Origin of the sequence: Arthrobacter koreensis, assembly GCF_009193255.1 — a bacterium.
Classification (GTDB): Bacteria; Actinomycetota; Actinomycetes; order Actinomycetales; family Micrococcaceae; genus Arthrobacter_B; species Arthrobacter_B koreensis.
The window spans coordinates 94,331-119,743 of sequence record NZ_WACG01000006.1 but is presented as its reverse complement, the minus strand read 5'-3'; the positions used below and the strand labels follow the sequence as shown (position 1 = coordinate 119,743).

The following is a 25,413-nucleotide window of genomic DNA, read 5'->3' as shown; positions in this document are numbered from 1 at the left end:
TCCTGTCCGTGGCGGCTGGAATAGTGGAAGGTATGGAACCGGTATCCGCCCAGCACGCCACAGCCCTCCCCGCTTCATCCGAACCCGACGACGCCGCTGCCCTGCGCACGGAAGCAACAGCCCTGCTGCGCGCACTCGTTGGCAGGGACGACGCCGAGTTCCACGAAGGCCAGTACGAGGCGATTGAGGCCCTGGTCAGGGGAGGAAGGCGTGCACTGGTGGTCCAGCGCACCGGCTGGGGCAAGTCCGCGGTCTACTTCGTGGCCAGCCTGCTGCTGCGTGCCCGGGGTGCCGGGCCCACGCTGATCGTCTCACCGCTGCTTGCCCTGATGCGGGACCAGGTTGCCGCTGCCGCCCGGGCAGGGGTCCGCGCCGCCGCGATCAACTCGGCCAACCAGCTTGAATGGCAGGACATCTCCGCCCGCCTGGAAGCGGACACGGTGGATGTGCTCCTTGTCTCCCCGGAACGGCTGAACAACCCGGGTTTCCGGGAGAACCACCTGCCCGAACTGGTCCGGCGCTCCGGCCTGCTGGTGATCGATGAGGCCCACTGCATCTCCGACTGGGGGCACGACTTTCGGCCGGACTACCGCCGCATCCGGCACCTGATTGAACAGCTTCCGCAATCCGTGCCGGTCCTCGCCACCACTGCCACCGCGAATACCCGGGTGGTGAAGGATGTGGAAGAGCAGCTCGCTGCCGGCGGGGAAGAGGTCTTCACCATCCGCGGTGCGCTGGCCCGGGACTCACTGCGGCTCGGTGTGCTGCGGCTGCCCAGCCCGCGCAGCAGGCTCGCCTGGCTGCTGACACACATCGAGGAGCTCCCCGGAAGCGGCATCATCTACGCGCTCACCGTCTCAGCTGCGGAGGACACTGCGCGCCTTCTGCAGAAAGCGGGACACCCCGTCCTCGCCTACACCGGCCGCACGGATCCGGCAGACCGGGAAGCGGCAGAGGCGGCCCTGAAGAACAACGAGGTCAAGGCGCTGGTGGCCACCAGCGCGCTGGGCATGGGCTTCGACAAGCCGGACCTGGGCTTTGTGGTCCACCTGGGTGCTCCTTCGTCCCCCGTGGCCTACTACCAGCAGGTTGGCCGAGCCGGCCGCGGCACTCCCAACGCGGACGTGCTGCTGCTGCCCGGTGCCGAGGACAGGGACATCTGGGAGTACTTCGCCACGTCCTCCATGCCGTCTGAGGGTCCCGCTAATGCGGTGCTCCGCGAGCTTGCGGATGGATCGGTGCTCTCCACGGGTGCGCTCGAAACCCTGGTGAACCTAAAGCGTTCCCCGCTGGAACTGCTGCTGAAGGTGCTCGCCGTGGACGGCGCCGTCGAACGCGTCACCGGAGGCTGGCGGGGGACCGGGCAGCCGTGGAGCTATGACCGGGAACGCTACGAGCGGATCGCTGCCGCCCGGGTGCGGGAACAGCAGGCAATGCTGGATTACGAGAACACCAGCGGCTGCCGGATGGAGTTCCTGTCCCGGCAGCTTGATGATCCGGCCGCGGCGCCGTGCGGGCGCTGCGACAACTGTGCCGGGCGCTGGTACTCGGACGAGGTAGCCAGCGAAGCCGCAGACAGCGCCGGGCAGGCACTGTCACGGGTGGGCGTGGACATCGATCCGCGCGGCATGTACCCCAGCGGAATGGACCGGCTGGGGGTGCCGGTCAAGGGAAAGATCAAGCCCGACGCCGCTGTCTCCACCGGACGTGCTCTCGCCCGCCTGACCGATCTGGGCTGGGGCGGACGGCTGCGGGAAATCTTCGGTCCCGGGGCCGAAGACGCCCCGGTGGACCAGGCGCTGCTCAACGGCTGTGTTCAGGTGCTGGCACAGTGGGGCTGGGACCAGCGTCCGGTGGCGATCGTGTCTGTCCCGAGCCGGACCCGGCCGCAGCTGGTAGCGTCGCTGGCGCAGGGGCTTTCCGAACTGGGCCGGATTCCGTATCTGGGGGCCCTGCAGCTGCCGCACGGCGGACCGACCGGCGGCTCCGGCGGCAACAGTGCCTTCCGTCTGGCATCGGTCTGGGAACAGTTCGCGGTTCCACCGGAGGGAGCGGCCTGGTTCGCGGAGAATCCCGGGCCGGTGCTGCTGGTGGATGACTTCGCGGACAGCCGCTGGACGCTCACCGAAGCCGGCCGCACCCTGCGCCTGGCCGGCGTTGAATCCGTCCTGCCGTTCGTGCTGGCGCTGAAGGCCTGAGCGGGGCAGACCTGGCAAGGTGAGTGGGAAGCAGTGTCTCTAGGCAGCAGCGCGGATGCGGGACTCAGCACCGCTGACGTGCACTGTCATCAGCGCGCGGGCCAAGTCCGGATCCCCGGCAGTGATAGCGGCGGCAATAGCGGCGTGCTCGGCGAGGGTGGCGGACACTGCTTTGTCCTGCATCAGGCCGCTCCAGATGTGTCCGCGCAGCGTGCCCGCCGCCAGTCCTTCGAGCAGGCCGTGCAGGTAGGCGTTGCCGGAGGCTCTGGCTACGAGGGCGTGGAACGCAAGATCGTGGGAAATCAGGTCCTCAACGCTGGAGTCCTCCTCCACCGCCGCTACGCACGCCCGGAGCTCCGCAGCAGCGTCCGGCGTGATGCGCCGCGCCGCCAGGGAGGCTGATCCCGGTTCCAGAATGCGCCGGACTTCCAGAAGTTCAGCGGCGGCCCTTTCCTGGTGCAGGTCCACCACAAAGGACATGGTTTCCATCAGGATGGCCGGTTCGAGGCTGGTGACGTAGGTTCCGTCGCCGCGGCGCACGTCCAGCACCCGGGCCAGTTCCAGCGCCTTGACCGCTTCACGCAGCGAACTGCGGGAAAGTCCGAGGCGTTCGCTGAGTTCCTTTTCAGGCGGAACCCGGTCACCGGCCTTCAGCTCACCGCTGATGAGCATTGCCTTGATTTTGGTGATCGCCTCGTCCGTTACTGCCATGCCCCAAGTCTAGTTCTGGCAGCTCACCGCCTTTCCCGCCCTCCCCACCGCCGAGATAGCAGAAACTGCTCGTTACAGGCCTGATACGGGCAGTTTCTGTCATCTCGATGGGTTTGTTACTGGGCGGGCTGGGGGTCGTGGGGGAACTAGTCCCCGGTGAAGACCGCGGGGCGGCGCTCGGCGAACGCCGTACTGGCCTCGGCGAAGTCCCGGCTGGGAAGGAACGCCGTGTTCCACACCTGCACGTAGTCCAGCCCGGCCTGCGCCGCCGGTTCGCTGCCCTGGTTCAGCACTTGCTTCACGCCCTGGACCACCAGCGGCGGGTTCGCAGCGATCTGGGCGCACAGCTCACGGCCGCGCCCGACGACGTCGTCAGCCAGTTCCGTGACCAGCCCCAGTTCGCGGGCACGGGCGGCGTCGAAGTCCTCCCCGGTGAGGGCCAGCTGCCGAGTGGCGCCGGCACCGATAATCCCCGGAAGCCGCTGCAGGGAGCCAAGGTCCGCGACAATGCCGACGCGGACCTCCCGGATGCTGAACCTGGCTCCCGGCGCTGCGATCCGCACGTCTGCCGCTGTGATCACGTCGACTCCACCGCCGATGCACCACCCCCGCACTGCCGCCACAACGGGCTTGCTGCATCGTGCCACGGAACTCACGGCGTCCTGCAGCGCCTTGATCCGCAGCCGGAACTCCGAGCGCAGGCGCGCATCCGTTCCGCGGGACTGCAGCAGGGGACGAAACACCGGTCCCATGCCGGGAAGGTCCAGGCCGTAGCTGAAGTTTTCCCCGGAGCCGTAGAGGAGGACGGCACGGACGTCGTCGTCCGCGTCCAGTTCCGCGAAGACCCGGGGCAACTCAGTCCAGAAGTCCGGGCCCATGGCGTTGCCCTTGGAGGGACCGAGCAGCCGCACCTCCGCAACCCCTCGATCCAGTGTCACGTGCAGGGACCTCAAGTTGGATTCGAAATTCATGGCGTCCTAACGGGCAGGGATAACGCAGCGGATGTGTGCTGCGCGCCAATATACCGGCGGCACAGGAAGCCCGGCGGGGAAAAAGCTAGGATCGAGGTATGGAGTTTGTGGTCATTGTCCTGTTCATCGCTGCGATCGTGCTCGTGAACTTTCTCGTCGGACGCGCGCAGCGCAACCGCGCGGGCCGTCCGGCAGCCGAAAAACCGGCAGGCAGTTCGGCCAAGCCCCTCCGGACCCCGGCCGGAACGTCGCTCGAGGCAGCGCGTGAAGCCGCAGCACAGCTGGATGAGAAGGGCCACCAGCAGGTCTACGCTGCGATCGCCCAGGGCCAGCCGATCCGAGCCATCCAGATCTATGCCCAGAACACCGGCTGCGGCCTCCGCGCAGCCAGCGCAGCAGTAGCCTCCCTGGCCTCCCACCCGGTTCCCTACTCCCGGCCCCGGCCGGAGCAGCCCCCGGCCCCGGACGCCGCCGCCTCTGCGTCTTCCGACCCGATGGAACCGGCCGCGCCTGAAGCGGCGGAGGCCCAGGCTAAAGAAGGGCGTGAAGCTGCAGCCCCCGACGCCGCGGCCCCCGACGCCGGTGCGCGCGACGCCGGTGCGCGCGACGCCGGTGCGCGCGACGCCGCTGCCCGCGACATTGCTGCCCGCGACGCCGCTGCCCGCGGCGCAGCCGCTTCCGGAAACGGAACGGCCGGGAAAGACAAGCCGGCAGAAAAGGCGAAGGACAAGGAAGCCGCGGCTCCCGACGATGCCGAGATCAGCCGCTGGGCGCAGAACCTGCGCCCGGAAGACTTCTAGAGCTTCCGGGAGCGCTGGATCTGTCCGTCATGGCCGTACGGATAGTTGCCCACGGCCGGGGCGCTTGCATCATCCAGCCGCCGGATCTCCTCCGGGGTAAGTTCCAGCTGTGCTGCCTGCAGGTTCCATTCCAGCTGCTCCGGCGTCCGGGCACCCAGGATCACGGACGTGACGCCCGGCCGCGCAGCCAGCCAGGCGAGGGACACCTGGGCAGGCGCCGAGCCGTGGGCCGACGCGATCTGGTGCACGGCATCCAGCACGTCCCAGGTTTGCGGGTTGGAGCTGCGCAGTTCCCAGCCCTGGAATTGCCGCGTGGGGTTTTCTCCCACCCGGGTGTTTCCTGACGGCACGGTCTCGCGGTGGTACTTGCCGGTCAGCCAGCCGCCTGCCAGCGGTGACCAGGGGAGCAGGCCCAGTCCGGCGTCGAGCGCTGCCGGCACAATCTCGGATTCGATTTCCCGTTCCAGCAGGTTGTACTGCGGCTGCAGGGTGACCGGAAGCTGCCAGTTGTGCAGCTTCGCCGTCCAGACTGCCTTGGTGAGCTGCCATCCGGTGAAGTTGGAAAAACCGTAGTAGCTGATCAGCCCGGAGGCCACGGCGTCCTGGAGGAAGCCCAGGCTCTCCTCCAGCGGCGTCAGCGGGTCCCAGGAGTGCAGCTGGTACAGATCAATGTGGTCAACTCCGAGCCGCCGCAGCGATGCCTCGAGGGCGCGGCGCAGATGGCGGCGGGAGTTGCCGGCGTCGTTCACGTTGCCACCGGTAGGGAAGCGGGCCTTGGTGGCCAGGACCACGGTGTTGCGCGCAGCCTGGTTCGAATGCAGCCATTTGCCGACAATTTCCTCCGAGGCGCCCTCGTTGTAAATGTCCGCGGTGTCGATGAAGTTGCCGCCCCCTGCCAGGTAATCCTCCAGCATCCGGTGCGAGGTCTTCTCATCGGTCTCGTTGCCGAATGTCATGGTGCCTAGGGCGTAGTTGCTGACAGCTGTTCCGCTGTTGCCCAGCAGGCGCATCTCCATGGGTATTTCCTTCCGGCCGGTTCGTGGTGGTGCGCTCCAGCCTATGCCGCTTTCGGCGGCGCGGAACAGGCCGGGCCGGGGCGCGCCGGGAACAGTCAGCGATGGCAGGAGCTAGATCCCCAGTACGGCAGACGCGATCAGGAAATAGATGATCAGGCCGGCAGCGTCCACGAAAGTTGAAATAAACGGGTTGGAGAACACCGCCGGATCAACCTTCAGGGTCTTCCCGAGAATCGGCATGAGCCCGCCCGCAGCGGCAGCCATGGTGCACACGCCCAGCAGCGTCAAACCGATCACCGTCCCGAGCGGCACGGTGAAGATCACGGACGTGATGACGAATCCCGAGCCGCCGAGCAGCAGGCCCAGCAGGGCGCCCACCCTCACCTCGCGGGCAACCACCTTGACGACGTCGCGGGGGCGCACGTCGCCCAGCGCCAGCGCCCGGGTGATGGTGGTCGCAGCCTGGTTGCCGGTGTTCCCGCCCGTGCCGATCAGCAGCGGGATGAACAGTGACAGCACTACCTGCTCGGCCAGGGTCGTCTCGAAGATATCCATGACCTGGACCGTGAGGGTGGCCCCGAGGGCCAGGACCAGCAGCCAGACGACCCGGGCGCGGACGATCGACCGTATCGGCGTGGCGAGGTACGGCCGGCGCAGGGGCTCGGAGCCGCCGGAGCGCGCCGAGTCCTCGTTTTCCGCGCTTTCGAGGATCCGCAGCGCATCGTCCACGGTCAGCACACCCACCAGCCGGCCTTCGGCGTCGACGACGGGAAGCACCAGGACCTTGGCGTCGGCGCAGTAGCGGGCTGCTTCCTCCGCGTTCAGTGTGGCAGGAACGAAGGACGGCGGCTTCATGAGGTCCGCGACCTGCTCCGTGCCGCCGGCACGGAGCAGATCCCGGAGCGGCACGACGCCGAGCAGGTGGCGGCTGGAATCGGTCACGGCAAGAACGTAGACGCTCTCCGCCTCGTCCAGTTGCTGCCGTACCCGGTCCAGCGCCTCGGAGGCCGTCATTTCGGGACGGGCGGTAACAACCCGCGGGCTCATGTAACGGCCCACCGCGCGGCGCGGATAGCCCAGCACAGCGGTGGTGAGCGCCCGGTCTTCTTCACCCAGTCCCTGGACCAGGCGGCTGGCCACGGTCGCCGGCAGTTCATCCAGCAGCGGCACCCGGTCTTCGGGACTTAACGCCGAGAAGACTTCTGCCACCTGGGCATCCTGCAGTCCAGTCAGGAGGTCTGCCTGCACCGGTGCGTCAAAACGCTCGAACACGTCCAGCGCCCGGTCCTTGGGCAGGGTGCGGTAGGCCACCGCCCGGTCGATGGTGCTCAGGCGTTCAAGCTGTTCCAGGGTTTCCGCTACGTCCAGCGGCTGGAGGGCGCGGGCTACGCGGGACAGATTGCCGCTGCTGAGGGCCTGGGCCAGTAACGCAGCGGTGGTGTCGAAGGAGAGGCTCGGTGACTTGATCATGATCCGCTTTCCTACGGGGCGCACACAGGCAAGGCCGCGGAGAACCGCGGGTGTGCATCAGTGGTGAGGTGGTGCCGGTTGAAGACCGCAGCCGTACGGGCGGCCGGCACAGGAAAGCAGGTGCTGCGTGATGACGCAGACCGGAATCAGCCTTAGGAGAGGCTGGGGAGAAGGGCTTCCCTCATGCGCTGGCGAGGCCCGCGCGGCGCGGTAGATCGACTGTTTCCGTCATCCATGCGTGCGGTTCACCTCCTGCAGCTCGTGGGGGAGCGGTCCGATACAGAAAACACCCCGGTCCGAAGACCGGGGTGTTCCACTGGCGGAGACGGGGGGATTTGAACCCCCGGTGGGCTTTAGGCCCACACTTCATTAGCAGTGAAGCCCATTCGGCCGCTCTGGCACGTCTCCAATTGCCCTGGCAAACTCACGCTGCCAGCCTGTCAAGACTACCCACAACGGGGCGCTTTCAGCAAAACAGGTTCAGGACAACCGGCCGGTCAGCGCCTCCCACAGGAACTCATAGGACATCGCGTGCATGCGAGCTGACTGGCGGTTGTCGGCGGCACCGGCATGGCCGCCCTCCAGGGCCTCGTGGAACCACACCCGGTCCACTCCCAGCGCCTTCATCCGGGCTGCCATTTTCCGTGCCTGCACCGGCCCCACGCGGTCATCGCTCGTGGCCGTCCAGATCAGCGCCGGCGGGTACTGGACGCCTTCGCGCAGCAGGTGGTAAGGGGAGAAGGTCTTGATGAACTCCCACTGTTTGGGATCATCCGGGTCGCCGTATTCGGCAATCCAGGACGCGCCCGCGGACAGCTTGGTGTACCGGCGCATGTCCAGCAGGGGGACACCGCAGGACACGGCGCCGAAGAGCTCCGGGTACAGGGTGAGCATATTGCCGACCAGCAGGCCGCCGTTACTGCGGCCGGTGCAGCCCAGATGCTCCCGGGAGGTAACACCCCGAGCGGTGAGGTCGCGGGCAACGGCGGCGAAATCCTCGTACGCCCGGTGCCGGTTCTGCTGCAGTGCGGCGCGGTGCCAGTCCGGGCCATACTCGCCGCCGCCGCGGATGTTGGCCAGTACATAGACTCCGCGCCGCAGAATCCCTGAGCCGTCGGTAAAGCTGCGTTCCAGCCAGCCGCGCCCCACCACGCCGGAGTACGCAGGTGTCAGGGCCTGCTCGAACCCGCCGTAACCGGACAGGACCGTGGGGTTGCCGCCGTCGAGCACCATGTCCTTGTGCCCCACCTGGAAATACGGCACGCGGGTGCCGTCCTCGGATACTGCAAAGTGCTGCTCCACGGTGCAGCTCGAGGCATCGAAGAACGCAGGGGAGGTCTTGACCGGTACTGCCGGTTCTCCCTGCTCGCCCAGGCTTCCGCGCGAAAGCGTAGACGGCGTGGTGAAACCGGTGCTCACCAGCCAGTAGTCGTTTCCGGCTGCTTCATCCTCATCGTCCACGGCGTACGCGTCCACGGTGTGCAGCGGCGGGCAGGCATCAAGCTCCGTGGCACGCCAGTCCGCGGCAGGGTCCAGCACCTGTATCTCGGAGGAGACGTCACGGAGCAGGTTCAGCAGCAGATAGTCCCGGGTCCAGCTCCAGGACTGCAGGGAAACAGCCGGTTCCGGGGTGAACAGGGTGCGCAGGTTCCGGTCTCCGGCCAGGAAAGCGGTCAGCTCTGCGGCCAGCAGCGAACCGGCTTTGTGCAGGGTGCCGCCCACCAGCCAGTCGGTGCGCGGGCGCAGCACCAGCCACTGCCGGTGCAAATCCACGTTCACGTCCAGCGGCACCTCGATCCGCGTCCATCCCGCGTCCTGCCGCAGATGGGTGACGCTGTCGTAGAAGTCGATGATGTCCACGGCAACGTCCCGTTCGAAGCCCGGAGTCTGGTCATGGTGGACGTAGCCCATCATGTGGTCCTCGGGGACTTCGAAGTAGAGTTCGGCGGAGTCCGGATCCTCCCCCCGGTGCAGCGTCCGGACGGTCCGGGGATAGGAAGACGTAGTCATGCTCCCCGGCCCGAAGTCCGTGGCCACGTACAGGGTGTCCGGCCCGGCCCAGGAGACCTGGGTCTTGGCGACGGGCAGGTCGAAACCTCCGGGCACAAAGGCGCGGTCCTCGACGTCGTACTCCCGGTAGCGGGCAGCATCCCCGCCGTCGGGGGAGAGGATTACCAGGGCGCGCCGGTAGGAGGTGCCGTCCGCCGGCCGGAGGAACCGGGCGCCGCCCCAGACCCACTCGGTGCCTTCGGCAGCAGCCAGGGCGTCAACATCCAGCAGGACTTCCCACTCGGTGGCGGAGTCCGTGTATCCCTGCCACGTGGTGCGGCGCCAGAGGCCCTTGGGGTGCTCCGCATCCCGCCAGAAGTTGTAGTACCAGTCCCCGCGCTTGACCACCATGGGGATCCTGTCCGTTGAATCCAGGACTTCAAGCAGCCGCTCTTCGGTCTGTTCAAAGCCGGAGTCGGAGAGCAGTGCTTCGGTTTCGGCGTTCTGCGCCCGGACCCAGTCCAGCTGCCTGTCCCCGTAGATGTCTTCAAGCCATAGGAATTCGTCCTCGGTGTCCTGCGGAATTTCTGCGCTCGCTGAAGTCATGAGCCAATCCTAGGGTGCCCGGAGACATTGGCCTGTGCGCTGCACCACACCGCTCAGGAGACTCCGTGTTTCCAGGCTTCTCCGGGAACAGTGAGGTTCCCGGCGGCCGTCCCGTTCCGGTTCAGGATCCACCCCACCCGTTTGGCCACGGTTGCCACGACCACGCTTTCGGTGATCTCAAGGGCCGGGAACCGTTCCCCGAGGGATCGCTCGGTGTTCATGATGTCCGCCGCGCTGCGCAGCCACATCATGAAGGTGAAGTTCGTGGGTCCGGTAGTTGAGGCGCACAGCCTCAGCGTCCCGGAGTCTGCGAGTGCGGACGCCGTCCGGGAGTGTTCTGCCGCAGGAAGACGGGCGAACCACTGGCAAATGATGGGGAACCCCGCCAGCCCGTGGGCAACTTCGCAGCGCAGGGCGAGCGATCCGCTGCCGAGTACTTTCTGCAGCTGCCGCCTGGCGGTGGCGGGATGCAGTCCGGTTTCGGCTGCGATGTCTGCGGCCGAGGCGCGTCCGTTCCGGGACAGGACCTGAAGGATTTCCCCGTATGCGGGTGGCAGCGGGCCCCGGTAGGCGGTCTGGTTCCCGGCCAGCTGGCTGAGCTTCTTTCGCTGAGCGGCATTCAGCGCACCGAGCTGCCACGAGTCGGCACCGTGGTGCAGCTGGGTGCAGAAGGACGTTTCATAGCGGGTCAGCCCGGGGATCCGGTCGAAGAGCGGATACACCGACTCCGCCAGCCACGCAGGGGTGGGAGTGATGACTGTGAGCATCATGTCCCGGTTCCGGTGGCATTCGTCAATGCTGAACACGTCCGGCAGGGCCGCCAGCGCCTGTACCACGGAGCGTCTTTGGGCCGGATCGCACTGCACGTCGTGGAATGAGAGGGACATCTGTTCCGGGTCGCCCACGGGGTGGGAGGTGATCCAGGCGGCACCGGCGGCCACCAGTTTTTCCCACCGCAGGGCCAGGGACGTCGGGTGCCGGTCGAGGACTGCACCAATGGCCGTCCACGGCAGGCGCGGACCGATTTGCAGGGCATTGATGAGCAGCAGGTCATCCTCGTCCAGTTGGCGGTTCATGTGTCTGTTTTCTCATGATTATCGGATCTTTGTGCAATATTTCAGAAGTTTTCATCGATACGGCGAAGTAAACCCAACAATTGCTCCTATCGCAGTACCGGGCACCGGCGGTTTCCCGCCGGGCCGAGCGAAAGGAATTCCGATGCACAGCGTTCTTCCCCTGAACGGAAGTTCCACCGATGTCCTGGCCATAGCCAACACGCCTGTCCTGTGGATCTGCGCGCTGGGTGTCTTCGGCGTCGTCGTGGTCCAGTCACTCATCTACATGCGTGCGGCGCGGCGGGTGGCGCCTGCGGTGGGAATGACGCCGGACGAGCTGCGGATCTCCTTCCGCTCCGGAGCCGTGGCAGCGATCGGGCCCTCGTTGGCAGTCGTCCTGGTGGCCATCGCCCTGCTGGCACTGTTCGGAACGCCGGCAGTCCTGGTGCGGATTGGCCTGATCGGTTCAGCAGCGTATGAAACCGGAGCCGCGAATGTCGCCGCAGCCACTGTCGGGGCCGAACTGGGCGGGGATACCTACACCCAGCAGGTCTTCGCCATCGCGTTCTTTGCCATGAGCCTGGGCGGGGCAATGTGGATGCTCGCCACGCTGGTCTTTACCCCGCTGCTTAAGCGCGGCGGACACCGCCTTGCCACGGTGAACCCGCTGGTCATGACCATTGTGCCGGCGTCGGCCCTGCTTGCCGCGTTTATCTCCCTGGGGCTGGCCGAAGCGCCCAAGAGCACCGCGCACGCCCTGACCCTGCTGGCGGCAGCCGCCGCCATGGGTGCCTGCCTGCTGCTGGCACGGATCCTGCACCGGCCATGGCTGCGCGAGTGGGGCCTGGGCATTGCCATCGTTGCCGGACTGCTGGCGGCCTACACCGCCCACACAGCCGGCCTCGGACCCGCCTAAATGAGCTCCCCGGACCTAAGGAGAACCATCATGCTGGAAACAGGAACCGCCCAAACCGGGCGCTCTGCCGCAGCCGAACTGGACAGGTTTGACCGAACAACGTCACGGTGGGGCCGGCTCACCATGATCGCCGGCCTGCTCATCTCGGTGGGTGGGCCGGTGTACCTGGTCCTCTTCGGCAATCTCGGGGTAACTTCCGCCCAGCTCTGGACAGCGTTCGGCGCCGTTGCCGCAACGTTCTTCGTCATCTGGCTTGTGGAGCCGCTGACCTACTACCCCATCCTGGGACCTGCGGCGATGTACCAGGCCTTTATGATCGGCAACATCTCCAACAAGCTGCTGCCCTCGGCCCTGGTCGCCCAGACCAGCGTCGGCGCCCTCCCCGGCTCAAAGCGCGGAGACCTCGCCGCCGTGATGGCGATCTGCGGAGCGGCCGCAGTGCACCTGTTGTCCCTGCTGGTTTTTGTGGGCCTGCTCGGCACCTGGCTGGTCAGCGTCATTCCCGCGGAACTCACCGCCCTGGCCCGGGTCTACGTCCTGCCCGCGGTGATGGGGGCCGTCATTGTCCAGGCCATCGTGTCCATGAAGGCACTCCGTCCCACCCTTGCGGCGCTGGGCGTGGTCCTTGCCGTGCAGTACATACTTCTGCCCCTCGTCCCCGGTCTTGCCATGATCTCCACCGCCATCTCGGTAATCGGGACTATCCTGATCGCCTGGTTTACCCGCAAACGCGCACCCCGCAGTGCACCTGCCGCCCCCGGGCGGAGCTGAACGAGAGGAACCCATGCCGAACCCCACGCACCCCGCCCTCACGCCAGAGGACTCCTCGGAGATGCACGAGCTTTACCGGACCCTGCATGCCGCTCCGGAGCTGTCCATGCAGGAGCACGGCACGGCAGCCTTCATCGAAGAGCGCCTCGCAGCCCTGGACATTCGCAGCTTCCGCTGCGGCGGCACCGGGGTGGTCGGTGTGCTGGCCAACGGGGAAGGCCCGGTGGTCGCGTTCCGGGCCGACACCGATGCCCTGCCCATCCGGGAGGACACCGGCCTGCCGTATGCCAGCACTGCTACGGGGAGGCTGGAGGACGGAACCGAGGTTCCCGTGATGCACGGCTGCGGCCACGACACCCATGTCACTGCGCTGCTCACCACCGCAAAGCTGCTGGCACGGAGCCGGGATGCCTGGGCAGGCACCGTGGTGCTCCTGTTCCAGCCCGGGGAGGAAACCGCAGCCGGCGCGGCAGCCATGGTGCAGGACGGGCTGTGGGACAAAGCCCCTCGGCCGGGGGTCGTGCTTGGACAGCACGTGATGCCCGGTCTCGCCGGAACCATCCAGTACGCCTCGGGGAACGCCATGACCCAGGCAGACTCCTGGAAGGTCACGCTCCACGGACGCCAGTCCCACGGCTCACAGCCCCAAGACTCGGTAGACCCGATTGTGCTGGGGGCGCACCTCATCACCCGCATCCAGACGATCGTCTCGCGGGAGCTGGACCCCCGGCGTGCCGCCGTCGTCACCGTGGGGACCTTCCATGCCGGCTTGAAAGAGAACATCATTCCGGACCGAGCGGAGTTCACCCTCAACATCCGCACGTTCGACGACGGCGTCCGCACCCACGTCCTGGATGCCCTGCGCCGCATCATTTCCGCCGAGGCCGCGGCGTCCGCGGCACCGGAACCGGAGATCGAAGAGCTCTACACCTTTCCCCTGAACTACAACGACCCGCAGGAAACAGCCGGGGTCATGGAGGCCATGCGGGAAGCACTGGGAGATGAACGCGTGACCGAGGTGGCCCCGCTGATGGGATCGGAGGACTTTGGCCACCTCGCCCAAGCAATTGGTGTTCCCTCGGTCTACTGGTTCTTCGGCGGACACAGCGCCGAAACGCTGGAAAGGGAAAAGGTTCCCATGAACCACTCGCCCTACTTCGCCCCCGTCCTGGAACCGACCCTTTCCACGGCCGTAGAAGCCGCGGTGGCGGCCATCCTGTCCCGGCTGGAACGGCGCTAGCCGCTTATCGGGGAGGGCAGCCGTGACACTCCTGATCCTTGACCTGGCAGGAATCTTCTTCTTCGCCGTCTCCGGTTCCCTCCTCGCGGCGAGGCGGAACTTCGACATTGTGGGCTCCCTGATGCTCGGTTCCTTCGTGGGGCTGGGAGGCGGGGTGATACGGGACCTGATCATCAACCAGGGCGTGCCGCTGGCATTCTCGAAACCGGTCTACCTGCTGCCTCCGCTCCTTGCTGCCATCCTGGTGTTCACCCACGCCCTGGGGGTGCAGAGGTACCGGCGTACCCTCCTGGTGTTCGACGCCGCGGGGCTGGCCCTGTTCTGCGTCACCGGTACGCTGACCGCGCACCAGGCCGGGCTGAACCCGGTGTCTGCCGCGCTGCTGGGGGTCACCACTGCGGTGGGCGGCGGGCTGCTGCGTGACGTGGTGGCGAATGAAGTGCCGCAGGTCTTCAACCCGCGCGGCGTCTACGCCATTCCGGCCCTGCTGGGCGCCGGGCTGGTATCGCTGTTCACGGCCCTCGGCGTGTTCGGCCCTGTCCTGGGCATTGCCGTCGCGGCGCTGGTGTTCACGCTGCGCATCCTCTCCCTGCGCTACGGGTGGCGGATTCCGCTGGCCGGCCGGACGGAAGCCGGCCGAAACGCGCAGCCGTGATATTGCTGGGGGACTTGGACTAACTTAGGAGACCTGCAGGTGTCCTAAGACGGGAGGAGTCGTGTTGCGTTCCCTGGGGCTGGCGCTGTGTACGGCGGGTTTGCTGTTGGCGGTTACAGCCTGCGGCGGCAGTGGTCCGGCGCGGGACGGTGCGGAGGAGACAGCAGAGTCCTTCTACGCCGCCCTGGAAAACGGCGACTACGCCCGTGCATGCGCAATGCTGGCCCCGGCGACACTCGAGGGTGTCCAGCAGTCTGAAAACGGGGGAGACCAAGATTGTGCCGACGGGCTCCGGGAGGTCTCGCTGCAGGACCCCGGCGAGCCTCTTTCCGCGCAGGCTTTCGGCCGGAACGCACAGGTGGAGTTCGGCTCGGAGACGGTGTTCCTCACGCTGTCCAGCTCCAACTGGAAAGTGATGGCCGCTGGATGCACGGCCCGGGGAGACCGCCCGTACAGCTGCAGGGTGGAAGGAGATTGACTTGCGCGCACGCTGGGCATTCGTTCTGTGCCTGTCCTTCATCAGTGTTGGACTTGCCTACATGATCACGCTGGGGGTGCTTGCTCGATGAAGACGCTCCGGGACAATGGCCTCTTCCTCGTCTTCTTCGCCCTGTTCCTGCTTTCCCTGGCAGGACAGGCAGCCGCAGGCGTAGCCCTTTTCAACGAGCAGCAGACTGCTGCCGGGCTGGAGAAGGTCAGCATCTGGCAGTACCTGGCGACGTCCAGCTTCGCCGTGGACGTCGCCGAGAACTGGCAGTCCGAGTTCCTCCAGTTCCTCCTGCTCATCGTCGCATCGGTCTGGTTCGTGCAGAAGGGCTCGCCTGAGTCCAAGAAGGTCGGGAGGCGAGGACTGGAAACTGATAAGGACCAGCTGCTCGGACAGCATGCCACCGCTGCTTCGCCCTCCTGGGCCCGCGCAGGAGGCTGGCGGACGCTGGTGTACTCAAACTCCCTGGCCCTCGTCATGGGCACGATTTTCCTGCTGTCCTGGTTGGCCCAATCAATTGCCGGGTTCAGCGCCTTTGCGGAGCAGCAGCTTGCCAACCTGCAGGATCCGGGAACATGGGGCGAATACGTCCTGTCGCCGGAGTTCTGGGCCCGGACCCTGCAGAATTGGCAGTCCGAGTTCCTCGCTGTGGCCTCGATGGTCATCCTCGCGGTGTATCTGCGGCAGCGTGGTTCTCCGGAATCGAAGCCGGTGGGTGCCGCGCATACTGAAACCGACGTCGAGGGCTGACGAAGGCACCAAGCGGCAGGAATCCTAGCCGGCCGCGAAGAAGTCGTGCTCCCACTGCACTGACTGGGCGAACGCTTCCTCGGCCGCCCGCCGCTGGTTCTCATTCCCGGCGAGCACACCCTCCAGGATGCCGACAGCCCGGACAGTGGCCGCGGCAAAGGCCGGATCGGCATAGGTGTCCAGCCACTCGCGGTACGGATGCGAGGCGTGGTTCCCGGCGGCGAGTTCCGCACCGGCGTCGGCATAAACCCAAAAACAGGGGAGCACCGCGCCCACCAGCCGCGCGTACTCCAGCCGGTCATCCCGGTGCCGGTCGGTTCCCAGCAGGTGGTCCAGGTAGCCGCGGGTCACCGGTCCGGGGGCAAGCCCCTCGGCGGGATCCGCCGGCACGTCCCGGGTACCGGGGACACCGCCGTGTCCGGCGATGGCATGCAGCCAGTTCCGGTGCAGTTCAAGTTCAGCTTCCAGTGCCCCGCGGGCGCTTTCGGCCCAGAACAGCTGTTCCTGGAGCGTCGGTGCGAGTTCGCTGGCCCGTGCCAGGGCACGGGCATATCCGCGCAGATATATCGCGTCCTGGGCGAGATATCTTCCAAAAACTGCCGAATCCAGGGTCCCGTCGCCGAGGCCGCGGACGAAGTCCAGGGCGGCGATTTCCTTCCGGACGCCCGCGGTCCGGGACCAAAGCTCCGCAGTACGGTCCCCGGCGGGAGGAACACCGGTGCCGGAGGGGATGGGCAGCGGGGCAAGGCCGCGCCGCCAGAGCCCGGCGAAGTGGTTCACCGGTCCGTGCCCGGTCCCCACCTCCAGCAGGTCCGCGGTTTCCAGGGCTTCCTGGAGCCAGGCCTTGGCGGCCCCCAGCGCCGCCACCCAGCTGCCGGTCCGCGCAAACAGCGTGGCTACTGCGGAGGAAAGCGAACAGCCGGTGCCGTGGGTGTTCTTGGTCTCCACCCGCACTGAACTGAACTCACAGACAGTGAAGCCGCCGCCGTCGGGCATCACCAGCGCATCCGGTGCCGCGGCTCCGGCGAGGTGCCCGCCCTTGACCAGCACGGCCGTGTCATACGCACCGGCGAGGCGGCGTCCCTGGTCCAGCGCCTGTTCCCACCCCCGCGCGGGTTCTTCCCCGAGCAGCGCAGCCAGTTCTGGAAGGTTCGGGGTTACCAGGTCAACACCGTGCAGCAGCCCGCGCAAAGCGTCTTCGGCGTCGCGGCTGAGCAGCCGGTCACCGCTGCTGGCCACCATCACCGGATCCAGCACCACGGCAGGGGGCCGGACGTCGGCCAGCCAGGCGCCCACCGTTTGGGCGACCCCGGCGCTGCCCAGCATGCCGATTTTCACGGCGTCAAGAACGACGTCGTCGCTCACCGCGTCCAGCTCTTCACGCAGGAACGCCGCAGGAGGGGTGTGCACTGAACGGACGCCGTGGGTGTTCTGCGCAACGAGAGCGGTGACGACTGCCATCCCGTACCCGCCGTTGGCAGCGATGGACTTCAGGTCGGCCTGGATTCCGGCTCCGCCGGTTGGATCGGTTCCGGCGATGCTCAGGATCCGCGGAACGTCCCGGACGCTTACCCCTCCCATGCTGCCACCAGTTCTTCGGCGCTGCGCCGCGGATCGGCGGCGGTGCAGATGGCGGATACGACGGCGGCACCGGAGGCGCCGGCGGCGCGCAGGCCACGGAGGTCGGACAGCCCGATCCCACCGATCGCCACGGTGGGCACGGGAGCGGCGGAAGCGAAGGCGCGGAACCCGTCCACGCCGAGCGGTGCGGGATGGTCCGGTTTAGTGCTGGTGGGATGGATGACCCCGGCGCCAAGGTAGTCCACGGTTCCCGGAGCCAGTGCACGCACGGCATCCAGGTGGGCGGGCGTATTGGCGGTCAGGCCCACGACGGCGTCCGGGCCCACCAGGGAGCGAACGGATGAGACGGGAAGGTCGCTTTGGCCCACGTGGACGCCGTGCACCCGGGCACCGGCGGCCCGGGCCGCGAGGTATAGATCCACCCGGTCATCCACCAGCACCAGGGCGCGGTTCCCGACGGCGTCCGCCACGGCCAGGACCAGCGCGTAGAAGTCTGCCGCCGAGGCATGTTTCTCCCGCACCTGGACCGTCCGCACACCGCCGGCCACGGCAGCGGCCGCTACCGCGGCAACGCCCCGGTCCCCGCACTGCGTGGTGTCCGTGACCAGGTAAATGCCGGTGTTCCGTGCCAGGGCGCGGGGCCGGCGGGTCAGCCCGGACTGCGCCTCGGCGCTCATGCGCTCACCAGCATCGTGGTGATCTGTTCGTCCGAAAGACCGGCCAGGGCGTCCAAGAAGGCCGGCGCAAAGGAACCGGGCCCGGCCGCGCCCGCCGCGGCCTGCTGGGCGGCAATGGTGTACACGGCCGTAGCCGCCGCGGCGGCGGTGAGTCCTTCGCCGTCCTCCGCCGCGGACAGGAACGCGGCCGTCACCGCGCCCAGGGCGCAGCCCCCTCCGGTCACCTTGGTCAGCAGTACATCTCCGTTGCTGATCCGCAGGGTGGATTCGCCGTCGGTAATCACGTCCGTGGGACCGGAGACCGCCACCACGCAGCCGTACTTGGCGGCCAGTAGGTCGGCGGCGGGGAGGGCATCTTCGGGGTTGTCCGTGGCGTCCACCCCGCGCCCGCCGGCACCCAGACCGGCCAGGGCCATGATCTCGGACGCGTTGGCACGCACGGCGGTGGGCCGCAGCGCCAGCAGTTCGGCGGCCAGGGCGGTGCGGACCGGGAGGCTGCCCACTGCCACCGGGTCCAGGACCCAGGGAGTGCCGGCGTCGTTCGCTGCCAAGGCGGCCTCCAGCATGGCCGTGCGCTGCTCGGCGTGCGGGGTACCCAGATTGACCAGCACTCCTGAAGCGATCCGCGCGAACGGCCCCGCTTCACCTGGAATGTCCGTCATGGCCGGTGCCGCGCCAAGGGCGAGCAGCACGTTGGCGGTGAAGTTGGTGACCACAGCGTTGGTCAGGCACTGCACCAGCGGCGGTTCGCTGCGCACGCGGGAAAGGAGGGTGGATACAGAAAATGGTGTCAGGCCAATAGTCATCGGCGACATCCCTTCGCTAGTTCTAACTAGATCAGGTTCGACGGGTCTCATCTCAGCCTTGCGGCACCCCGTGTCACTGCAGCCGACTCTACGAAGTCTGCGGCCAAATGGCCAGTTGGGACTGGTTAGGCGTGGTCCATGGCCGCGCAGGGATTCAGGCCCGACGCCGGTTGGTGGGCCTGCCCCGCGAGACGGTGGAGCAGGGCGCGGAACAGGTCTGCGTCTTCGGCTTCGAGCCCGGAGAGCAGCGCCGCTTCCTCTGCAGCAATGCGTTCTTCACAGGCTGCCAGTCTGGCGAGCCCTGCCGGGGTGGCCACCACTTTGCGGGCCCGCCGGTCAGCCGGATCCGGAATCCGTTCAACTTCTCCAGCCTCTGCCAGCGCATCGATCAGGTAGGTCAGGACCGTCCTGTCGATGCCCAGGTGGGCGCCGAGTGCCTGTTGATTGGGCGGATCACAGTAGGCGACCGTGGACAGGACCAGGAAGCCGCGCAGCCCGCCGGCGAAACCGCCCAGGGCAGCTTCCATTCTGGACTGATAGCCGCCCGCGACCATGCCGAGGTCCCAGCCCAGGCTTCCTGGCCGGACGTCCGGGCTGGAGGTGCCGCCGATTGTCATGCAGAACATCCTAGCCCTGCAATGCGGAGGAGTAGATGTTCTACGGGACAAATGATCTGTGTGTCGGCTTACCCGTGTTTGGGCGGGCGCAGGCGGCACGGTGCCGTTTGTCCCCGCGCCGGAGAGTCCTCGGCATCTAGGGCTGGAACCGGTACCCCATGCCGTGCTCGGTCAGGAAGTGGACCGGATGCGAGGGATCCGGTTCAAGCTTCCGCCTCAGCTGGGCCATGTACAGGCGCAGGTAGCCCGAATCGCTGGTGCCCGGTCCCCAAACATCGTTGAGGAGCTGGGCCTGGGTGAGCAGATGGCCGGGACTGCGCAGCAATGCCGCCAGCAGATGCCATTCAGTGGGGGTGAGTCGGATGGCGGTGCCGTCGCTGAGCCGGGACACCCGGCGCGCAGCGAGGTCCACGGTGACGTCGCCGAACGTCACCGCAGGGCTGTCCTGGGCAGCGCCGGTGCGGCGCTTCAGGGCACGGATCCGGGCCAGGAGTTCCTCGGCAGAGAAGGGTTTGGTGACGTAGTCGTCCGCCCCCAGATCCAGTGCCCGCACCTTCTCCGCGGAGTCGGACCGGCCGGAGATCACCAGGATGGGCATGGTGCTCCAGCCGCGCACGGCTTCAATGACTTCCATGCCGCTGAGCCCGGGCATCCCGAGGTCCAGGACCATCAGGTCCGGATGGCAGTCCACCGCCCGGCGCACCGCCGCTGCGCCGTCGGACGCCGAGACCACCTCGTATCCGTACGCGGACAGGGTGATCTTGAGGGCACGGAGGATCTGGACGTCGTCGTCCGCCAGCAGGATCCTCACCGCAGCTCCGCGCTTTCTGCCGGCGCGGCCGCGGGGACCGCGGGCAGGCCCAGCACCATGGTGAGTCCGCCGCCGGGGGTCGTTTCCATTTCCAGGGTCCCGCCCATGCCTTCCATGAATCCTTTTGCCACTGCCAGCCCCAGGCCCAGCCCGGTCTGGTTATCGGTGTCCCCAAGCCGCTGGAAGGGAACGAACATTTCATCCCCCCGCTCCGGGGAAATCCCTGGCCCGCAGTCTATGACGCGCACTTCCACTTTGCCGCCGAACTCGCTCGCCGCCAGCAGCACCTTTTCCTGCGGAGGGGAGAACCGCACGGCGTTCGCCAGCACGTTCACCAGCACCCGCTGCAGCAGCACCGCATCGCCCAGCACCGGGGGGAGCCCGGGCGGCAGGTCCAGCTGCACCTGTCCCGGGCCCAGCCGCAGTTCCTCCAGTGCGGGAAGAACCGCGTCGGCAGTCTCCAGCGGGGCCAGGGAGACGGCCAGGACCCCGGCCTGGAGCCTGCTCACGTCCAGGAGGCTGGTCACCAGTTCGGAGAGGGTGGCCAGGGATTCCTCCGCGGTGGCGAGGAGCTCCTGGCGGTCCGCCTCGCTCCAGTTCACGTCCTCGGCCCGCAGGCTGGTCACGGCTGCGGTTGCCGCAGTCAGCGGACGGCGCAAGTCATGCCCGACGGCGGCGAGGAGGGCGGTTCGGACCCGGTCCGCGGCGGCGAGCGGTCCCATGCCCTCGGCCCGCTCTGACAGTTCCCGGTAATCCAGCGCCGCACCCAGCTGTGCGGTGATCACTTCCAGCAGACGCAGATCCGCCGGCCCGGGAACGCTGCCGAAGAGCTCGAGGACCGCTTCGTCCACCTCAACCCGGTGCGCGGCGCTGCCGCGCGGAGTCCCGGAGACAGCCAGGTCCGTGTCCCCGGTCCGCAGCCGGGCAGCGTCCAGGTTGAATGCTTCGCGGACCCGGCCCACCAGGGCTTCCACCGCATCTTCGCCGCGCAGCACGTTGCCGGCCACGGAGGCAAGCAGGTCCGATTCCGACGCGGCCCGGCGGGCGGCACGCGAGCGCCGGGCCGCGCGGTCCACCACAAAACTGACCAGCATGGCGTTGGCGGAGTAGAGCACCAGGGCGAACAGGTGCAGCGGTTCGGAGACCGTCACGGTGTGCAGCGGCTGGATGAAGAAGTAGTCCAGCGTCACTCCGGAGAGCAGGGCCGCGAAGAGCGCAGGCCAGATCCCGCCGGCCAGCGCCACCAGGATCACCAGCAGCTGGTAGGAAAGTACATCGCTGGTGACGGATTCAGGAGTGCTCACCCCCACCAGGAGCCAGGTGAGCAGCGGGCCCCCGGCGAGGGCGAGGGCGAACCCGGCCAGCCGCCGTCGGGCACTCAGCGCCCCGCCCAGCCGGGGCAGCCCGCGGTTGCCTCCGGCGGCGCCGTGGTTCACGATGTGCACGTCGATGTCCCCGGACAGCCGAATCACGGTGGCGCCAATGCCGGGTCCGCCGAACAGGGCCTTCAGCCTGGCCCGGCGGCTGACTCCAATAACCAGCTGAGTGGCGTTCGCGGAGCGGGCAAAATCCACCAGGGAACCGGGAACATCCGCTCCCACCACCTGGTGGAAGGTACCGCCGAGTTTCTCCACCAGGGCCCGTTGTACGGCCAGCTCGCCAGGATGGCTTCCACGCAGCCCGTCCGGGTTGGTGACGTGCACGGCCAGCAGTTCGCCGCCCGCTGAACGTGCAGCGATGCGGGCGCCGCGGCGCAGCAGGGTCTGCCCCTCAGGGCCTCCGGTGAGCGCCACCACTACGCGCTCGCGGGCCTCCCACTTGCTGCGGATTCCCTTCTGCGTCCGGTACCGGTTCAGGGCGCTGTCCACCTCATCCGCGAGCCAGAGCAGTGCCAGCTCGCGCAGGGCGGTCAGGTTGCCGACGCGGAAGTAGTTGGACAGCGCCGCATCCACCCGGGCGGCCGGGTAAATGATCCCCTCGGCCAGACGGCCGCGCAGCAGTTCCGGGGCGATGTCCACCAGTTCAATCTGGTCCGCTGAACGGAGCACGCCGTCCGGTACGGTTTCGCGCTGGATGGTGCCGGTGATGCCTTCCACCACGTCGTTGAGGGACTCGATGTGCTGGATGTTCACGGTGGAGAGCACATTGATTCCGGCGTCGAGCAGTGCCTGGACGTCCTGCCACCGTTTGGCGTGCTCCAGGCCCGGGGCGTTGGTGTGCGCCAGTTCGTCCACCAGCGCATACTCCGGGTGCCGGGCGAGGACCGCGGGGAGGTCCAGTTCCTCCAGGACCAGGCCGCGGTGATCCAGCCGGCGCCGGGGCACGTGTTCCAGGCCCTGCACTGCCGCGGCCGTCGCGGCCCGGCCGTGGGTTTCCACCACGGCCACCACCACGTCCCGGCCCTCGCTGCGCAGGCGGTGGCCTTCCTCGGCCATGGTGTAGGTTTTCCCGACGCCCGGGGCAGCGCCCAGGAACACCCGGAGTTCTCCTCGTGTCATTCCTTAAGTGTCCAGCTCCTGAAGGGCCATGTTCAGTTCCAACACGTTTACGGTCGGTTCGCCGAGGAAGCCTGCAATCCGGCCCTGCACCGCCGCATCCACGAGGGCCCGGACGGCGGGTTCGGGCAGCTCCCGGACCCGTGCCACCCGCGCCGCCTGGAGGTACGCGTATTCCGGGCTGATGTGCGGATCCAGTCCGGATGCCGAGGCGGTGAGCGCGTCGGCCGGGACGTCTTCAGGCGGGACCGATTCGAGCGCGGCCACAGCCTGCCGGCGGTCCTCGAGAGCCGCCGCCAGTTCGGTGCTGGACGGGCCAAGGTTGCTGCCGCCGGAGGCAGCGCCGTCGTACGTTCCGGGGCGGGACTGGAACCACTGCGGCAGGGCAGCACCGGAACTGTCCGTGAAGGACTGGCCGAGCAGGACTGAGCCGGCGGCATTCCCGCCGGCGCTCCCCGCTGCGGAGACGGGTGAGCCGTTGGCCAGGTGGCCGGCGGCCGTCTGGGCAGCGGCGGTGGCAAGCAGCGGATAGGCGATGCCCAGCAGCAGGGTGAACAGCGCCAGGGCCTTGGCGGCGACGGCGATCTGCCGGGCGGTGGAACGGAACGTGGTCATGGGAAATCCTTGGGTGCTAGAAACCGGGAAGCAGGGAAACGGCAAGGTCAATCAGTTTGATGCCGAGGAACGGGGCCACCACTCCGCCAACACCAAAAACAAGCAGGTTCCGGCTGAGGACACCGGCGGCGCCCGCCGCGCGGTACTTCACGCCGCGCAGCGCCAGCGGAATCAGGGCCAGGATGACGACGGCGTTGAAGATCACTGCGGAGAGGATCGCCGAGGCGGGCGAGTGCAGCCCCATGATGTTCAGGACCGCCAGCCCGGGGAAAAGCCCCATGAACATGGCCGGGATGATCGCAAAGTACTTGGCGACGTCGTTGGCGATGGAGAACGTGGTCAGCGCACCGCGGGTGATGAGCAGCTGTTTGCCGATCCGGACAATGTCGATCAGCTTCGTGGGGTCCGAATCCAGGTCCACCATGTTGCCGGCTTCCTTGGCAGCGGAGGTTCCCGTGTTCATGGCGACCCCCACGTCCGCCTGGGCGAGGGCAGGCGCATCGTTCGTGCCGTCGCCGGTCATCGCGACGAGCCGCCCGCCTTCCTGCTCCCGGCGGATCAGGGCGATCTTGTCCTCCGGAGTCGCTTCGGCCAGGTAGTCGTCCACCCCGGCTTCGGCGGCAATGGCCTTGGCGGTGCGGGGGTTGTCACCGGTAACCATCACCGTCCGGATGCCCATCCGGCGCAGTTCGGCGAAGCGCTCCTTCAGGCCCTGTTTCACCACATCCTTCAAGTAGACGACGCCGAGGATGCGGGAAGTGCCTGTCGCGTCCCGTTCGGCAACCACCAGCGGGGTACCGCCGGCAGCGGAGACAGTGTCCACCCGGTAGGTGAGGTCGGAGAGGACGTCGACGGCGATTCCCTCGCCTTCTGCCGCCCAGTCCATCACCGCGGAACCCGCGCCCTTGCGCACGCTGGAACCATCCTGGAAATCCAGTCCGCTCATCCGGGTCTGGGCCGTAAACGGAATCCCGGCCGCGCCCGAAGCAGGAACAGCGGCCACGCCCCGGGATGCTGCCAGTTCAACGATGGACCTGCCCTCCGGAGTGGGGTCCAGCGCCGAGGACAGCGCAGCGGCGCGGATGAGTTCCTCCAGCGGAGCACCGGCCACCGGATAGAACTCCGCGGCCTGCCGGTTGCCATAGGTGATGGTGCCGGTCTTATCCAGCAGCAGGGTGGTCACGTCCCCGGCCGCTTCCACGGCCCGGCCGGACATCGCCAGCACGTTGTGCTGCACCAGCCGGTCCATTCCCGCGATGCCGATGGCTGAGAGCAGGGCGCCGATGGTGGTGGGGATCAGGCAGACCAGCAGGGCCGTGAGCACGGGGACGCTGATGGCGGCACCGGCATACTCGGCCATCGGGTTCAGGGTCAGCACCACCAGCAGGAACACGAGGGTGAGGGTGGAGAGCAGGATGTCCAGTGCCACCTCGTTGGGGGTCTTGCGGCGCGCTGCTCCTTCCACCAGCGAGATCATCCGGTCCACGAACGTTTCGCCCGGGCGGCTGGTGATCCGGACGACGATCCGGTCCGACAGGACGCGGGTTCCGCCGGTGACCGCGGACCGGTCGCCGCCGGATTCTCGCACCACGGGGGCGGATTCGCCGGTAATGGCCGACTCGTCCACGGAAGCGATACCTTCCACGATGTCGCCGTCGCCGGGAATCACCTCCCCTGCTCTCACGACTACTACGTCGCCCAGCAGCAAGTCTGCCGACGCCACGTCTTCCACCGCGGCCTGCAACGCGCCGGGATCGGAATCCGGATCATAGCCGCGGACGCGGCGGGCGGCCGTGGTGGTGCGGGTGGCGCGCAGCGAAGCGGCCTGCGCCTTGCCGCGTCCCTCGGCCACGGCTTCGGCCAGGTTCGCGAAGAGCACCGTGAGCCAGAGCCAGAGGGCTATGAGCCAGGTGAATCCGGCTGGCACGGGCGAGCCGCCGGACGAAGGAGAGGAGCCGGAGAAGGATTCCGCCACGGCGATTGCGGTGATCAGGACGGCTCCGGCTTCCACGACGAACATGACCGGCGTGCGCCACATCCTGCGGGGATCCAGTTTGCGCACGGCCACCGGGAAGGCGGCGGCTGCCTGTTTCAGGCCCAACGACGACGGCGGAGCGGGCACGGGTGCCTGGGCGTTGCCGGGCCGCGGAGATTGCTGCTTGGTAAGGGTGGACAT

22 protein-coding genes, 1 tRNA gene and 1 riboswitch are annotated in these 25,413 nt (G+C 67.6%); of the genes, 8 read left to right on the top strand and 15 right to left on the bottom strand.

What is annotated here, in order from left to right; all coding sequences use genetic code 11:
• The first annotated feature begins 32 nt into the window (after positions 1-32).
• On the top strand, positions 33-2,198 hold the full coding sequence (locus tag GD628_RS13175) for a RecQ family ATP-dependent DNA helicase (RefSeq protein ID WP_152275032.1): 2,166 nt from the start codon (positions 33-35) through the stop codon (positions 2,196-2,198).
• A 39-nt stretch (positions 2,199-2,237) separates the two neighbouring features.
• Here GD628_RS13175 and GD628_RS13170 read toward each other — a convergent pair whose 3' ends face one another.
• Positions 2,238-2,909 (bottom strand): FadR/GntR family transcriptional regulator, encoded by a 672-nt coding sequence (locus GD628_RS13170; RefSeq protein ID WP_152275031.1) that lies wholly within the window; start codon positions 2,907-2,909, stop codon positions 2,238-2,240.
• Between the two features lie 146 nt (positions 2,910-3,055).
• Entirely contained in the window at positions 3,056-3,880 is an 825-nt protein-coding gene (locus GD628_RS13165; protein ID WP_152275030.1) for a crotonase/enoyl-CoA hydratase family protein, read from the bottom strand.
• A gap of 98 nt (positions 3,881-3,978) precedes the next feature.
• Between GD628_RS13165 and GD628_RS13160 the strand changes: the two genes are divergently transcribed.
• Entirely contained in the window at positions 3,979-4,680 is a 702-nt protein-coding gene (locus GD628_RS13160) for a hypothetical protein (protein WP_152275029.1), read from the top strand.
• On the opposite strand, the gene GD628_RS13155 is transcribed toward GD628_RS13160, so the two are convergent.
• The 5 genes from GD628_RS13155 to GD628_RS13135 form a co-directional block, all read right to left on the bottom strand.
• Positions 4,677-5,696, bottom strand: coding sequence for an aldo/keto reductase (locus GD628_RS13155; protein ID WP_152275028.1), 1,020 nt, complete (start codon positions 5,694-5,696; stop codon positions 4,677-4,679). The genes GD628_RS13160 and GD628_RS13155 overlap by 4 nt on opposite strands.
• Before the next feature lie 111 nt (positions 5,697-5,807).
• Positions 5,808-7,166, bottom strand: coding sequence for a magnesium transporter (gene mgtE / locus GD628_RS13150; RefSeq protein ID WP_152275027.1), 1,359 nt, complete (start codon positions 7,164-7,166; stop codon positions 5,808-5,810).
• Positions 7,167-7,483: 317 nt separating this feature from the next.
• Positions 7,484-7,574 (bottom strand) — tRNA-Ser (locus GD628_RS13145).
• A 72-nt stretch (positions 7,575-7,646) separates the two neighbouring features.
• Complete coding sequence (locus tag GD628_RS13140) at positions 7,647-9,761, bottom strand: prolyl oligopeptidase family serine peptidase (protein WP_152275026.1); 2,115 nt, start codon at positions 9,759-9,761, stop codon at positions 7,647-7,649.
• A gap of 53 nt (positions 9,762-9,814) precedes the next feature.
• Positions 9,815-10,837, bottom strand: coding sequence for an Lrp/AsnC family transcriptional regulator (locus GD628_RS13135; RefSeq protein WP_091608204.1), 1,023 nt, complete (start codon positions 10,835-10,837; stop codon positions 9,815-9,817).
• Positions 10,838-10,979: 142 nt separating this feature from the next.
• Between GD628_RS13135 and GD628_RS13130 the strand changes: the two genes are divergently transcribed.
• From GD628_RS13130 to GD628_RS13105, 6 genes are all read left to right on the top strand, one after another.
• On the top strand, positions 10,980-11,732 hold the full coding sequence (locus GD628_RS13130; protein ID WP_152275025.1) for a DUF5058 family protein: 753 nt from the start codon (positions 10,980-10,982) through the stop codon (positions 11,730-11,732).
• Between the two features lie 30 nt (positions 11,733-11,762).
• Positions 11,763-12,503 carry a hypothetical protein gene (locus tag GD628_RS13125; protein WP_091608200.1) on the top strand — a complete coding sequence of 247 codons (741 nt, stop codon included), beginning with the start codon at positions 11,763-11,765 and terminating at the stop codon, positions 12,501-12,503.
• A gap of 13 nt (positions 12,504-12,516) precedes the next feature.
• The gene (locus tag GD628_RS13120; protein ID WP_152275024.1) at positions 12,517-13,743 is read left to right on the top strand and encodes an amidohydrolase; all 1,227 of its coding nucleotides are present in this window, start codon (positions 12,517-12,519) and stop codon (positions 13,741-13,743) included.
• A gap of 22 nt (positions 13,744-13,765) precedes the next feature.
• Positions 13,766-14,398, top strand: coding sequence for a trimeric intracellular cation channel family protein (locus tag GD628_RS13115; protein WP_091608196.1), 633 nt, complete (start codon positions 13,766-13,768; stop codon positions 14,396-14,398).
• A gap of 61 nt (positions 14,399-14,459) precedes the next feature.
• Positions 14,460-14,876: a hypothetical protein gene (locus GD628_RS13110; protein ID WP_091608193.1), complete on the top strand. Its 417-nt coding sequence runs from the start codon at positions 14,460-14,462 to the stop codon at positions 14,874-14,876.
• Positions 14,877-14,963: 87 nt separating this feature from the next.
• Positions 14,964-15,635, top strand: a complete 672-nt coding sequence (locus GD628_RS13105; RefSeq protein ID WP_152275023.1) for a DUF6766 family protein — start codon at positions 14,964-14,966, stop codon at positions 15,633-15,635.
• A 24-nt stretch (positions 15,636-15,659) separates the two neighbouring features.
• On the opposite strand, the gene GD628_RS13100 is transcribed toward GD628_RS13105, so the two are convergent.
• The 8 genes from GD628_RS13100 to kdpB all read right to left on the bottom strand — a co-directional run bounded on the left by GD628_RS13100 (position 15,660) and on the right by kdpB (position 25,413).
• Positions 15,660-17,216, bottom strand: coding sequence for a bifunctional hydroxymethylpyrimidine kinase/phosphomethylpyrimidine kinase (locus GD628_RS13100; protein ID WP_152275022.1), 1,557 nt, complete (start codon positions 17,214-17,216; stop codon positions 15,660-15,662).
• Positions 17,204-17,893, bottom strand: a complete 690-nt coding sequence (gene thiE / locus GD628_RS13095; protein ID WP_152275021.1) for a thiamine phosphate synthase — start codon at positions 17,891-17,893, stop codon at positions 17,204-17,206. The genes GD628_RS13100 and thiE overlap by 13 nt, the downstream gene beginning before the upstream one ends.
• Positions 17,890-18,699: a hydroxyethylthiazole kinase gene (gene thiM, locus GD628_RS13090; RefSeq protein ID WP_091608187.1), complete on the bottom strand. Its 810-nt coding sequence runs from the start codon at positions 18,697-18,699 to the stop codon at positions 17,890-17,892. Before thiM ends, thiE begins: the two co-directional genes overlap by 4 nt.
• Positions 18,691-18,780, bottom strand: a riboswitch (TPP riboswitch). (Overlaps the previous gene by 9 nt.)
• 44 nt (positions 18,781-18,824) lie before the next feature.
• Complete coding sequence (locus tag GD628_RS13085; protein WP_193313278.1) at positions 18,825-19,316, bottom strand: MarR family winged helix-turn-helix transcriptional regulator; 492 nt, start codon at positions 19,314-19,316, stop codon at positions 18,825-18,827.
• Positions 19,317-19,452: 136 nt separating this feature from the next.
• A complete protein-coding gene (locus tag GD628_RS13080) occupies positions 19,453-20,127 on the bottom strand; it encodes a response regulator (protein WP_091608181.1) in 675 nt (224 codons plus the stop codon).
• On the bottom strand, positions 20,124-22,625 hold the full coding sequence (locus tag GD628_RS13075; protein WP_152275019.1) for a DUF4118 domain-containing protein: 2,502 nt from the start codon (positions 22,623-22,625) through the stop codon (positions 20,124-20,126). The genes GD628_RS13080 and GD628_RS13075 overlap by 4 nt, the downstream gene beginning before the upstream one ends.
• Before the next feature lie 3 nt (positions 22,626-22,628).
• Positions 22,629-23,237, bottom strand: coding sequence for a potassium-transporting ATPase subunit C (locus GD628_RS13070; RefSeq protein WP_152275018.1), 609 nt, complete (start codon positions 23,235-23,237; stop codon positions 22,629-22,631).
• A gap of 16 nt (positions 23,238-23,253) precedes the next feature.
• On the bottom strand, positions 23,254-25,413 hold the full coding sequence (gene kdpB / locus GD628_RS13065) for a potassium-transporting ATPase subunit KdpB (protein ID WP_152275017.1): 2,160 nt from the start codon (positions 25,411-25,413) through the stop codon (positions 23,254-23,256).

Bases quoted from the DNA above. Each gene is read 5' to 3' on its own strand.
- GD628_RS13160 (WP_152275029.1), top strand. From the start codon at position 3,979: ATGGAGTTTGTGGTCATTGTCCTGTTCATCGCTGCGATCGTGCTCGTG.
- GD628_RS13125 (WP_091608200.1), top strand. From the start codon at position 11,763: ATGCTGGAAACAGGAACCGCCCAAACCGGGCGCTCTGCCGCAGCCGAA.
- GD628_RS13085 (WP_193313278.1), bottom strand. From the start codon at position 19,316: ATGACAATCGGCGGCACCTCCAGCCCGGACGTCCGGCCAGGAAGCCTG.
- GD628_RS13155 (WP_152275028.1), bottom strand. From the start codon at position 5,696: ATGGAGATGCGCCTGCTGGGCAACAGCGGAACAGCTGTCAGCAACTAC.
- mgtE (WP_152275027.1), bottom strand. From the start codon at position 7,166: ATGATCAAGTCACCGAGCCTCTCCTTCGACACCACCGCTGCGTTACTG.
- thiM (WP_091608187.1), bottom strand. From the start codon at position 18,699: ATGACTATTGGCCTGACACCATTTTCTGTATCCACCCTCCTTTCCCGC.
- GD628_RS13075 (WP_152275019.1), bottom strand. From the start codon at position 22,625: ATGACACGAGGAGAACTCCGGGTGTTCCTGGGCGCTGCCCCGGGCGTC.
- GD628_RS13100 (WP_152275022.1), bottom strand. From the start codon at position 17,216: ATGGGAGGGGTAAGCGTCCGGGACGTTCCGCGGATCCTGAGCATCGCC.
- kdpB (WP_152275017.1), bottom strand. From the start codon at position 25,413: ATGTCCACCCTTACCAAGCAGCAATCTCCGCGGCCCGGCAACGCCCAG.
- GD628_RS13135 (WP_091608204.1), bottom strand. From the start codon at position 10,837: ATGAACCGCCAACTGGACGAGGATGACCTGCTGCTCATCAATGCCCTG.
- GD628_RS13070 (WP_152275018.1), bottom strand. From the start codon at position 23,237: ATGACCACGTTCCGTTCCACCGCCCGGCAGATCGCCGTCGCCGCCAAG.
- GD628_RS13120 (WP_152275024.1), top strand. From the start codon at position 12,517: ATGCCGAACCCCACGCACCCCGCCCTCACGCCAGAGGACTCCTCGGAG.
- GD628_RS13170 (WP_152275031.1), bottom strand. From the start codon at position 2,909: ATGGCAGTAACGGACGAGGCGATCACCAAAATCAAGGCAATGCTCATC.
- GD628_RS13105 (WP_152275023.1), top strand. From the start codon at position 14,964: ATGAAGACGCTCCGGGACAATGGCCTCTTCCTCGTCTTCTTCGCCCTG.
- GD628_RS13140 (WP_152275026.1), bottom strand. From the start codon at position 9,761: ATGACTTCAGCGAGCGCAGAAATTCCGCAGGACACCGAGGACGAATTC.
- GD628_RS13175 (WP_152275032.1), top strand. From the start codon at position 33: ATGGAACCGGTATCCGCCCAGCACGCCACAGCCCTCCCCGCTTCATCC.
- thiE (WP_152275021.1), bottom strand. From the start codon at position 17,893: ATGAGCGCCGAGGCGCAGTCCGGGCTGACCCGCCGGCCCCGCGCCCTG.
- GD628_RS13165 (WP_152275030.1), bottom strand. From the start codon at position 3,880: ATGAATTTCGAATCCAACTTGAGGTCCCTGCACGTGACACTGGATCGA.
- GD628_RS13130 (WP_152275025.1), top strand. From the start codon at position 10,980: ATGCACAGCGTTCTTCCCCTGAACGGAAGTTCCACCGATGTCCTGGCC.